Genomic DNA, 11,671 nt, shown 5'->3' with positions numbered 1-11,671 from the left:
ATTATCGTAGTTATAAAATATTTATACTATAAAATCAAAGGTAAAGCTATCGTTGCACATCAAAATGCATCTATAAAGGGTTTGAAAAGAATTACTGTAGATGGCATTCTTAAGGTTGGTGTGGATTACGTAGGATTCAGCCACAGAAGCGACCTTACTTATTTGAATATTAATGGACACCTGGAGATAAAAGGCAATGTTTCAATTGGAAGAGGATGTCGGTTCGATATCGGAGACCAAGGACTAGTAAAAATTGGTGACGGTTCCTACATTAATCCATTTACCAAAGTGATTATAATGCATGGTTTGACCATAGGAACAAATTGCGCAGTATCCTGGGATTGCCAGTTTTTAGATGAAGACTTTCATCATCTAACATATGAAAGCAAAGTAGACAAAGATTCTCCCACCATAGAGATTGGTAATAAAGTATGGATTGGCTCTAGCGTTTCAATTTTTAAAGGAACACGCGTAGCTCATGGTTGTGTGGTAGCTTCAAATTCTGTTTTGAAAGGTAATTTTCCTGAAGAGAATTGCTTAATAGCTGGAAGCCCAGCACGTGTTATCAAGCGTAATGTAGCATGGTAGCGCTTTATTAGCTAAAACAAATAGCTTGATCTGCTAATTTACTTAAGCATAATACAAGTAGCATTGAATTAAAGCTCAAGGCACCTGTAAATTCAGTTCATTTTATATAAGACTATAAATTTAAGACGGCAAAATCACTATTTTTTAGGATCATTGAATATTGGAATAAGCCAAAGTTACTTTACTACGTGCCCTTTCTGAAAAGTAAACTGACTGTTGAATGCCGTAACAGTGTCTAAACAATAAACGCTATACTCTTGTTATGCCATCTATAAACAGAACAAGCATGAGTAATAGTAATCAGAAAAAATTGTCAGACATACCGGTTTCGGTACTCGACTTAGTACATATAGTAACAGGCAAAACAGCAGCAGATTCTTATCCTAACAGCTTAGAGTTGGCCCGCCATGTAGAAGAATTGGGCTATAAGCGATTCTGGATGGCCGAGCACCACAACATGCAAGGCATTGCCAGTTCGGCAACGTCCGTTTTGATCGGATATATTGCCGGCGGAACCTCAAAGATAAGAGTGGGTTCCGGTGGCATCATGCTACCAAACCATGCGCCGCTGGTGGTGGCAGAGCAATTTGGCACATTAGCCTCTTTATACCCTGGCCGCATTGATTTAGGTTTAGGGCGTGCACCAGGCACAGACCAGCGTACCGCTATGGCACTTCGCCGCAACATTGGCAGTGCTGGTGAGGATTTTCCTACCAACGTGGAAGAACTCAGAACATACCTGTCTTCAGACAATCAACGGTCACCAGTTAGGGCCGTTCCCGGCGAGGGGCTTGATATTCCGATCTGGCTGCTGGGTTCCAGTACTTTTGGAGCGCAGTTGGCAGGTATACTTGGCTTGCCTTACGCCTTTGCCAGCCATTTTGCCCCCGCTAGTCTGCACGTAGCTCTAAAGGTCTACAGAGACAGTTTTCAGCCATCGGAGCAACTACAGGAGCCGTATGCAGTGGCTTGCGTTAATGTTATAGCTGCAGATACCGATGCTGAGGCACTTCACCAGTCCACCACGCTCTACCAGGCATTTCTGAACGTGATAAAAGGCACTGGTGCTCCTTTACAGCCGCCTGTCGAAAGTATGGGAAACCTTTGGGATGCATCTGAGCGCTATGCTGTAAACCAGATGCTGCGCTATTCTTTTGTAGGAAGTCCGGCAACGGTGAAAGAAGACATGCAAGCCTTTTTAGACGAAACGCAGGTAGACGAAATTATGGTAGCCTCCACCATGCATGACCATCAGGCAAGGCTCCGGTCTTATGAGATACTGGCCGATCTTTTTAAGAAAACGGAGTACTAAAGCTGCAATTTTAAAAGGTAAGTATGCGGACCAGGCCCAAACAATTACTTGTATGGTGCCTGGTTCATACCTTATATGTTTTCAATTTTATAAATTCTGAGTATATTGAGCTGTAGTTTCGCTGATAGTCCGCTATCTGCAAATGTTGTGCTTTAAAGGAACAACTACCACAGCCATTGGTGTTAGGCCAGAAGCTGATATAACGCAAATCATCTTTATCGATATGAAGAAATTCAAACCACAGTTTATACTTCCTGCCTTTGCACTATTTATACTTAGCTGCTCAGGCGGCGAGAACACCAAGTATGATGCTGCCGAGAGTACGGCTACAGTGCCTGCAAGCACCAACCAGGCACAGCCACTGAATACACAAACTCAAACCGGCACACCCGCGCAAACGGTAGCTTTAAACCCGCCGCACGGAGAGCCAAACCACCGCTGCGACATACAGGTAGGTGCTCCGTTAAACTCACCTGCAACACCAAGTTTAAGGCCGGTAACACCTAGCTTTAATCCGGCTCAGGGCGCAGTAGCACCAGGCACTAATCCGCCTCACGGCCAGCCCGGGCACGACTGCGCTGTTGCTGTTGGTGCTCCGCTTAATAAGTAAAAGCCGGTTTCAAAACATATCAGGAGGAGGCGCTAGTAATAGAGCCTCCTTTTTTGTTAGCTATACAAGCCTGCATTTGCTACACGTAAAAGTTTAGCCGTACCTGCACGATATGCCCGGCCCTCCGTTGTACACAATAGTCAATTTTTTCCGACCTTTGCAGAGAGTTAAAGTATAAACACCCTTGTCAGAGCTTCTAAATTTCAATTACCCTCCGGAGTCGGCGACAGAGCGCGTTACGTTGTTTGCCGACGTAATCCTGCCATTGCCGCTGCCTAAGCTATACACGTATCGCATCCCCTACGAGATGAACGATGATGTAATGGTGGGCGTGCGGGTAATTGTGCAGTTTGGTGGCAAGCGAGTGCTAAGCTGTATTGTTGCCGACATTCATGAAAACGCTCCCGCCGATTACCAGGCCAAGTATGTACTGGATGTGCTGGATGATAAGCCAATCGTAACGGCTCCGCAGCTGAAGCTCTTTAAGTGGATAGCAGACTACTACATGTGTACTTTGGGTGAGGTGATAAACGCTGCCCTGCCTGCTGCCCTTAAGCTGAGCAGCGAGTCCAGGATACAGCTGCACCCGCACTACAACCCCGAAGAGGATGAGCTTATACTTGCTGCCCAGGAAGAAAAAATCATCTTTGCCCTGCAAAACAACCAGGCGCTAACTTTTACAGAAGTCAGCACGCTGCTGCAAGGCAAAAGCTATCATAAATACATTAAGTCGCTCATTCAGAAAGAGGCGATCATAATATTCGAGCAGGTAAGCGAAAAGTTCTCGCCTAAAGTGGTGAAGAAGGTGCGCCTTACAGAGCATTTTGTGCAGGAAGAAGGCATGCTGGAAGAGCTTTTTAACCAGCTTACGCCCCAGCCCAAGCAACTCGATGTGTTGCTGAACTACCTGCAACTCGTGCCGGTGCACCAGGATATCAACCTGAACTATAAAGGTATAGAGAAAGGCGCACTTGTAAACAACCCGCATTTATCTGCGTCCTCCATCAACACGCTTATTAAAAAAGGTGTGCTGGAGCAGTTCGATCAGGTCGTGTCGCGGTTTCCGATGGAAAAGGATCCGCAGCAACTGCCTATGGCCCTGTCGGAGCATCAGGCACAGGCAAAAGATGAGATTCTAGGCCTATTTAAAGAGAAGGATTCAGTTCTACTGCATGGCGTAACGGGTAGCGGAAAAACCGAAGTATACATCGACCTGATCAAGCATGCGCTGGAAAGTGGTGGGCAGGTTTTATACTTGCTCCCCGAAATTGCCCTTACAGCCCAAATTGTAACTCGCCTGATGAAGGTGTTCGGTGATAAATTGGGGGTGTACCATTCTAAGTTCTCCGATAACGAACGTGCCGAAGTATGGCAAGGTATACTTGCCGGGCGGTTCCAGGTGGTGGTAGGCGTGCGCTCTTCTGTGTTCCTCCCCTTCCACGATCTGTCTTTGATAATAATTGATGAGGAGCATGAGGCCAGCTATAAACAGTATGACCCTGCCCCCCGCTACAATGCCCGCGAAACGGCTTTGGTAATGGCAAGCTACCAGGGTGCCAAAACTTTGTTAGGCTCAGCTACGCCATCTATCGAAAGTTACTACAATTGCAAAACCGGCCGCTGGGGATTGGTAAGTATGACCAGGCGTTTCGGAGAGGCACAGCTACCAGAGATAGAGCTGGTGAACGTGCGCGAAGAGCAGCTGCGAAAAAACATGCACAGCCATTTCTCAGGCAAACTGCTAGGAGCCATTGAAGAGCGGCTGCACCGCGAGGAGCAGGTAATTCTGTTCCAGAACCGCCGTGGCTATGCACCCTTTATTTCCTGCGACGAGTGCTCCTGGATTCCGAAATGTAAATTTTGCGCCGTTAGCTTATCTTACCACAAGTATAACAACGAACTGCGCTGCCACTACTGCGGCTACCACGAGCGCATGCCGCACGATTGCCCCGCCTGCGGTGCCACCTCGCTTAAAAGTATGGGCTTCGGCACCGAGAAGGTAGAAGACGAACTTAAGCTGATGCTACCAAACGCTGAGGTGCAGCGCATGGACCTGGACACCACCAAGAAGAAGAACAGCTACCAGCAGATTATTTCTGACTTTGAGAGTGGCCGCACCAATGTGCTGGTAGGCACGCAGATGGTAACTAAAGGGCTGGACTTTGAGAAAGTGAGTTTAGTAGGTATCCTGAATGCTGATACTATCATCAATTTTCCGGATTACCGGGCACATGAGCGTGCATACCAATTATTTGTGCAGGTAAGCGGTCGTGCCGGACGCCGAGGCAAGCAAGGCACAGTAATCATACAGACCCGCGACCCGAAGCAGCCAATCTTCCACAAAGTACAAACAAATGATTACCAGAGCCTTTACGACCATGAGATAGAGGAGCGCCTGCGTTTTGGCTATCCTCCCTTCACACGCATGATTCGCATTACCGTGAAGCACGACGATGAGCGTAACGCAGAGAATGCGGCCATAGTGCTGGCAAAAGATTTAGCTGACAGGTTAGGAAAGCAGCAGGTGCTGGGGCCGGAGGTGCCGTATATTTTTAAGATACGAAACCTGTTTCTGCAGGAGATTCACATCAAGTTGCCACGTGAAACCACAAACTTAAAAGCTGCCAAGCGTGAGGTGGCACAGGCTATCTTTAACCTGAAGCTGCTCCCTGACTTTAAAAGCGTGCGAGTAGTGGCTGATGTCGACCCGATGTAAGCAGGTATTTCTTGTTTGAGGCTCAGGACACGAGACGTCGATTCTTCGATCTAGATAGGCTTTAGCAGCTTTAGTAACGGCGGCTGAATTAAGTGATATTCCTGGCGACATATCTCAGCAGCAGAACCTGCCAGCATCCATAGTTGATTTAGCAAGTAGCCAGATCAATAACCTGGTAATACTGCTACTTACAGGAACCTCTGCAAATTCATACTAGAATTTATTGGACGATTGTGCAGACTTATTTGCAGCAGAAAAGGACTTATTAGTAGAGAATAATTGGTGCTTCAGAAAAAATATTCCAAAAATATATATTTGGCAACAACCAATTACAAACCACTGCCGTAAATATAGATACCTTTGGCTAAAAGTTGAGAACCCGAATATCTAATCGTTCAGAAGGAACCATTAAGATTTTCGGGTTTTTCCTTTATACCCCCGCCTTATTTTTGACTATCGGAGCGCAACAATCCAATTACATAGATTGCACCGATCGCCAGAAAAACCACCATCAGGAATACATCCAGCCACTCAAATTCTCCTATTATAATTCTGTACGCGTTCATCGCTGCAAAAATAAAACAGACGATAGTCATGACAATGCGGTAAGTTCTTCTGCTCTGCATATAAGTATGATTGAATAAATAATTGAGGCTAAGTTTGCTTTCGCTCCAGCCAATTAAAAAAAAGAAACACTAGCCCTACATCAAGAAAAGCGGGAACAGCAATATACTTCTACACTTGTAGTTGCCTGCCTATCACGTTCGCTTGCAGCACTCCGGCAAACACACAACATACTACGGCCTTTAAAATGTTGCCGGCTGTAGAATTTTTAATACCATTCTTACAGCTTTACTACATGTTACCTCAACATGTAGTAAACTACCCAAGCCGTAATAAGCACAGTACCCACTATGTTCAGTAAAAAGCCTGTGCGTACCATACTACTGATGGGCACCTGTTTGCTGCCATACACAATAGCGTTTGGGGGTGTGGCTACCGGCAACATAAAGGCCATACTACAAGCTACCACTACACCTAATACCGGATAGAGCAGCGGTAAACTTAGCCCCTGCAAAACGCCAATTATAATAGGCACAAACGTAATGGCAATGGCTGTGTTCGAACTTATTTCAGTTAGCATCAGCACCAGGAATACCAGCGAAAACACCAGCAATACTTGTGCGTCAGGTTCAATATAGTTCGTGATGCTGCGGCCAATGACGTCGGCCAGGCCAGAAGTTACCACCAGCTGCCCCAGCGCCATACCACCGCCAAATAGCAGTATCGTATCCCAGTCTATTTTAACCAGGTCTTCGGAGGTAAGGGTGCCAGCGCCATTATTCTCCTGTCCCGGCGGAATCAGAAACAACAGAAGCGCCGCCAGTACAGCTACCGTGCTTTCGGCAAAATAAGTAGCCATAAAGGTATAAGCCTGCTCTAAACCCAGCAAATTTAATACTCCCGGAGCAAGCCAAAGTATAACGGCCATCATAAACACACCCATCGTCACTTTTTCGCCCTGCCTCAGCTGGTTGCGTTGCCTCTGATGCTCCTCAACATAAGCCTGCACCACTGCTTGGTTATAAGGGCTCTTTTTCAGGAAATAGCGCATGTAGATCAGCAGCACGGCATACATGCTCAGGGCAATCGGCAATGCCAGGTACATCCATTGCAGAAAATCTATCCGCAGGCCCTGCTGTGCCAGGTAATTTACACCTATCAGGTTAGGCGGCGAACCTATAATTGTGCTAACTCCACCGATAGAGGCGCTGTAGGCAATTCCAAGCAGGAAATAGACCGCCGGGCTCTTCCCATGCTCATCCGGCGGGCAAACAAGTTGCGTTACTCCCAGCATCAGGGGCAGCAGCATAGCTACCGTTACCGAATTGCTGACCCACATAGAGAGGGAGAACGAGATAATTGAAAAGCCTATGAACAGCCGAAAGAGGCTCTTCTGAAAAAAGGAACGGGAAAGTATAAACAGCGCAATTCGCTTATCCAGGCCGTGGCGCGTCATGGAGCGGGCCAGCAAAAAGCTACCGATGAACAGCAGGATGATAGGGTGCCCCAGGTTCTGAAAAGCTGTTTCTATTTCAGCGATGCCTAACATAACGGCTAACAGAACTCCCAGAAAGGCCGTCATAGATAACGGAATCACCTCCGTCATCCAGAACACCAGGCAGAAAGCCATGATGGTGGCTACCAGGCGCGGCTCATATGCTAGTGACGGTGTTATAAACCATACTAAAAGAGCCAGTAAAGGAGCAACCAGTAAACCAATATTCCTGCGGGATAAGAGCATGTAATCCAGAATATGAAGTATAAAAGTACCTAAGCCACAAGTATAAGTAAATGCTGATGCGCTACAAAACCAAGAGCTGCTGCCGGTAAATTCTGGCAGCAGCTCTTGGTTTTGTATGTTTCTAGATTTGCTACACGTTATAGCGCTCTCTGATAATCTTCTGATGGTGTACCTCATGGCCAAGTATAACAAAGCCCAGTGCACGCACACTTACCTCCAAACCACTGGCAACTCCTTTTTGGCTTAATGCCTCTTCGTCGAAGCTCTTGAACAATTCTATCGTTGCCGTGCGCAAAGAAGTATATTCTGCAATGATAGAGTTGATATCGCGCGCATCTGCTTTGGATGCCTCGGTATAAGCTCCTTCATCAAAGCCGGGCAGCTCTGTTTTGTCCTGGCGGGCAAAGCGTAGGGCGCGGTAAGAGAAAATCCGCTCTGCATCAATCATGTGCACCAGCAGCTCTTTTATACTCCACTTGCCCGGAGCGTAGCGGTACAGCAGTTGCTCTTCCGTCAGCCCCTGCACCATGCCGGTGATAAAAACATAGCTTGCCGTGAGGCCTTCTATCAGATCGTCGGCTTTGGCCTGCTGTACATAATTGGCAAGAAAGCCATTGTACTCTTCAGGTGTTGGGTAGGTAATAATGTGTTGCGTCTGCATATCTGAATATCAGGAGGTATAGATGCTGCGCAAGGTACGAATTTATACTTTATTGTTTTAGAAGGATTATGTAGGGATTAGCTGCACTTTCTTTTTGCTAATTTCTTCAAAATAGCTAGCGCAAGCGTCCGCATAGCCTTAATTTACCACATCTTCAGCCAAGCTAACTTTTCTAACTACCGTTCATACTCCAGATCCTAAATATTCCGCTGGCGCTAGCTTGCAGCTAGTGCCTACTATGGTGTAGAGCTTCCAGCTCTACTGGCTTGCAAAGCCATACTTGCTACGGCCGTACTTCCATTGCAGCTGCTTGCCGTAACTTTGAACAAGCTATCTTTCTTAGCTGCCGTTCATCCTCCAGCTCCCAAATACCCATTGTTTCACTTTATGCTTTGGAGCGCTCACGGCTGGGGTAGGGGCCCTATATGAGCGGGGCCTCGTCCTGGGGGTAGGGGCCCTCGACAAGGGCATCGCGCTGTGTAGCCTTCCTGCCTAACGGCTGCCGCTTGCGCGGCACCGGAACTCTACAAGGCGCTCAACCCAAGGACTGGGAACAGGTTCAATAGCAAAGCTAACGGAGCTTGAACTAATTCCCCTCCTCGGAGGGGCTAGGGGTGGGTTCTCTTGAATAGTTCTAGCCATAGCACTAATACTTAAGCAGAAGCAGTTACAGACTCCCCTTCTACTACATAGTGCATCAAACAAAAAGCCCCTGTACTTACCTAGTACAGGGACTTTTCTGGTTTTTATACTTTAGCTATTGGCCTACCACAAAGACAGCGTTGCCGAATAGCAGTTTGCCTCCTTGCCAGAAACCCCGGAATAACGGGTTATCAGCCAGGTAAACTACCTCGCCACGTCCCATAGGTTGTGTACCTATTATCAAAGCGTCCTCTAGCTTTTCTCTTGCTCCCTCTCCTACAAAGCCAGTGGCATAGTTGTCTTTCTTAAGCACACCTACATTCCAGCCATCTTTCAAGTAATTAAATGCGTTGGACGAGCGGATAAGGGCAAAGTAGTTGTTGCCGTAGCCAAAAGCCAAAGGATGTGTGTTGTCTAGTTCTACTCTGAAAATACTGCCTTGCACCTCGCCGCTGATTGCCTCACGCTCACGGTCGGCGTAGGTACGGAGTTTCTCATATGGATCATCCTTCTTGTCTTTGTCATCCTCTTTGCTCTCTTCTTTTTTCTGCAGCTCAAATCCTTTCTTTCCAGCCAAGAAGCCAGCGGCACTTTCCATGGCAATCAGTTTGCCACCGCCACGTACCCAGCTCTGCACTTTTTCTAAGGTGGCCTCAGTTAATACGTCAGCATAAGAACCTGTCGGTAAAATCAGCACATCAAACTCCTCCAGTGGCACCCGGCTGAAGTATGCTGTGTTCAGTACCGTGACAGGATATTCTAGCTGCTGCTCAAAGAAGTGCCATACTTCTCCAAACCCATAAGGAGACACACCCTCGCCAGACATAACAGCTACTTTAGGCATTTTCAGGTAGCGTACACTGCCCGAACCGAAATCGGAACCGCTCGATACAAAGCCAGTAGAAGTAGCGCCTAGCTCTACATTATGCTTTGCGGAAAGCTCTCGAACAGCAGTATCGAACTTATTACCTAGTCGCTCGTTTCCGGTGCGGGTGATAATGAGAGTGCCCGGCTCATATGTACTTCCGTTGATTTCAAAGGCTTTTTCTGACATGCGCACCTTCACGTTCTGCTCCATCAGGTCTGTCATAAACTTGAGGTCTTGCAGGCTGTTCCAGCGGGCCAGGTATGCGTAAGGTTTGTCAATGGTGATGGCAGCCGGTGCAGTTGAAGCAGGTTTATCCGTGCTGGCATCAACCCTACCCTTTACGGCATAAGCTTGCAGATTATAAGCATAAGGCAAGGACCAGGAAGTGATATCATACGTCAGGGAATCTTCCAGAGCGGTGTTAGGCTCAAAGAGTACTTTTACCAGCGTAGACTTTGGCTGATACATGCTGATAACCACATCCTGCGGTGCCAGCTTTACGCTTTCTGTTTTACCATTGCTGTAGTTGTAGCCACGCACCGAGCCGTTTTTGCTAGCGTAGCCATACTGTATGCCTTGCTTGTCCAGGTAATCAGTTAGCATGTTTAGGTTGCCAGCATTAGCTCCCCCTCCTTTTATCACAAACGATTTATACTCACCGGCAGGGTTTTTCAGATTGTTCTGATAGTACTTTCTGAACTCCTGCTTCATCTTGTCAGCCTTTTCGGAGGTGGCTTGTAGTGTTGCCTTACTTGCCGCCACGTGGTGCGCAATACGGTCTGTTAAGGTTAGTGTATCGCCATCTTCTTTTTTATAGGCTAAACCGGCACGGCCAGAGCCACCCTGCTCGTATGTCATACCAATAGCTCCGTTATAGGTTGGCCAAGTATCACCGTAGCTTGGGTACAGCAAGTCGAAATTCTCGCGGGTAAAGTATAGCCAGTTGTTTTTGTCGAAGTAGGCACGGTTATAGTCTCCAATGGTGTTCTGAAACTGACGCTGCCAAGGTGTGATGTTCTCGTGGAAAGGTTTGGCTGCAGGAGAAAAGTAGTACGGAGATTCTGGTCCCATCTCGTGGAAGTCGGCGTGCAGTTGCGGAAGCCAGCTGTTATATACCTCCAGGCGATTCTTAGACTCTATTTGCGTTTGCCATGCCCAGTCGCGGTTCAGGTCGAAATAGTAGTGGTTAGGTCTGCCACCTGGCCAAGGCTCCCAATGCTCCCAGGCATAAGGCGAAGCATTGCCGCCACGGTTAGATGCCTGCTTGTACCATTGCACATAACGCTCGCGGCCGTCGGGGTTTACCATCGGGTCTACAATCACCACCGTATTTTGCAGCCACTCTTTGCTTTGCGCGCTGTTTGGATCTACCAAATCATACAGCACCTGCATCACAGCTTCTGAGCTTACTGATTCGTTGCCGTGCACGTTGTAGCTGAGCCAGGCAACGGCAGGCTGCGCTCCCTGCACCTGTCCGTTGAGCAGGTTTGCCTGCCGTAGGTTGTTCTCTCTGATCTGCTCCAGGCGTGGCAGATTTTCGTCCGAAGCGACGTATGCCAGCACTAAGGGGCGGTTCTCGTACGTGCGGCCGTACTCCTGCACCTTTATGCGGTTAGGTGCCTGGGCAGCCAGGTAGTTTACGTAATCTAAAATGCGGTTATGGGTGGTAAACTGCTCTCCCAGCTTGTAGCCAAGAAACTGCTCCGGCGACTGCAGGCGCTCCTGCGCCATAGCCATCTGCATACTAAACAGCACCAGCATACAAGCGACAAAGCACTTCAGGGTGTTTATCATGATTTTCTTTCTAGGTGTAAAGGTTGTGATAGAGGTCGGGTTAAAGCTACAATCTGCGCAAAAAAGAAGAATTTGGCAAATCTGGCACTTATAGCATATCGCGCTGCGGCACAACAAGGTTACGGCAGTTTTATCTTTTGATTAAAATGTAAAAGATGTTTAAACAGAAAAATAA

Annotated in this window: 8 protein-coding genes; 4 read left to right on the top strand and 4 right to left on the bottom strand. The window is 47.5% G+C overall.

Going from position 1 to position 11,671, the window contains the following annotated elements; genetic code table 11:
- The 4 genes from ACFQ2O_RS15935 to priA all read left to right on the top strand — a co-directional run.
- The coding region (locus ACFQ2O_RS15935) for an acyltransferase (protein WP_377529856.1) at positions 1–588 on the top strand (588 nt) is incomplete at its 5' end.
- 286 nt (positions 589–874) lie between these two features.
- On the top strand, positions 875–1,900 hold the full coding sequence (locus tag ACFQ2O_RS15930; RefSeq protein ID WP_377529851.1) for an LLM class flavin-dependent oxidoreductase: 1,026 nt from the start codon (positions 875–877) through the stop codon (positions 1,898–1,900).
- A 142-nt stretch (positions 1,901–2,042) separates the two neighbouring features.
- Positions 2,043–2,510 carry a hypothetical protein gene (locus ACFQ2O_RS15925; RefSeq protein ID WP_377529849.1) on the top strand — a complete coding sequence of 156 codons (468 nt, stop codon included), beginning with the start codon at positions 2,043–2,045 and terminating at the stop codon, positions 2,508–2,510.
- A gap of 184 nt (positions 2,511–2,694) precedes the next feature.
- On the top strand, positions 2,695–5,226 hold the full coding sequence (priA, locus tag ACFQ2O_RS15920; RefSeq protein WP_377529845.1) for a replication restart helicase PriA: 2,532 nt from the start codon (positions 2,695–2,697) through the stop codon (positions 5,224–5,226).
- A 443-nt stretch (positions 5,227–5,669) separates the two neighbouring features.
- On the opposite strand, the gene ACFQ2O_RS15915 is transcribed toward priA, so the two are convergent.
- From ACFQ2O_RS15915 to ACFQ2O_RS15900, 4 genes are all read right to left on the bottom strand, one after another.
- On the bottom strand, positions 5,670–5,792 hold the full coding sequence (locus tag ACFQ2O_RS15915; protein WP_377529842.1) for a hypothetical protein: 123 nt from the start codon (positions 5,790–5,792) through the stop codon (positions 5,670–5,672).
- A gap of 296 nt (positions 5,793–6,088) precedes the next feature.
- Positions 6,089–7,708: an SLC13 family permease gene (locus ACFQ2O_RS15910; RefSeq protein ID WP_377529839.1), complete on the bottom strand. Its 1,620-nt coding sequence runs from the start codon at positions 7,706–7,708 to the stop codon at positions 6,089–6,091.
- Complete coding sequence (locus ACFQ2O_RS15905; protein WP_377529835.1) at positions 7,662–8,192, bottom strand: DinB family protein; 531 nt, start codon at positions 8,190–8,192, stop codon at positions 7,662–7,664. The genes ACFQ2O_RS15910 and ACFQ2O_RS15905 overlap by 47 nt, the downstream gene beginning before the upstream one ends.
- 757 nt (positions 8,193–8,949) lie before the next feature.
- Positions 8,950–11,496: a M14 family metallopeptidase gene (locus tag ACFQ2O_RS15900; protein ID WP_377529832.1), complete on the bottom strand. Its 2,547-nt coding sequence runs from the start codon at positions 11,494–11,496 to the stop codon at positions 8,950–8,952.
- Positions 11,497–11,671: the final 175 nt, after the last annotated feature.

It is taken from the genome of Pontibacter rugosus (genome assembly GCF_042678745.1).
GTDB lineage: Bacteria > Bacteroidota > Bacteroidia > Cytophagales > Hymenobacteraceae > Pontibacter > Pontibacter rugosus.
Note: the sequence above shows the minus strand (reverse complement) of the source record. Positions and strands in the feature narration are given on the sequence as shown.

Coding starts and splice junctions, on each gene's coding strand:
- ACFQ2O_RS15930 (WP_377529851.1), top strand. CDS start 875: ATGAGTAATAGTAATCAGAAAAAATTGTCAGACATACCGGTTTCGGTA.
- ACFQ2O_RS15925 (WP_377529849.1), top strand. CDS start 2,043: ATGTTGTGCTTTAAAGGAACAACTACCACAGCCATTGGTGTTAGGCCA.
- ACFQ2O_RS15915 (WP_377529842.1), bottom strand. CDS start 5,792: ATGAACGCGTACAGAATTATAATAGGAGAATTTGAGTGGCTGGATGTA.
- ACFQ2O_RS15910 (WP_377529839.1), bottom strand. CDS start 7,708: ATGAGGTACACCATCAGAAGATTATCAGAGAGCGCTATAACGTGTAGC.
- ACFQ2O_RS15905 (WP_377529835.1), bottom strand. CDS start 8,192: ATGCAGACGCAACACATTATTACCTACCCAACACCTGAAGAGTACAAT.
- ACFQ2O_RS15900 (WP_377529832.1), bottom strand. CDS start 11,496: ATGATAAACACCCTGAAGTGCTTTGTCGCTTGTATGCTGGTGCTGTTT.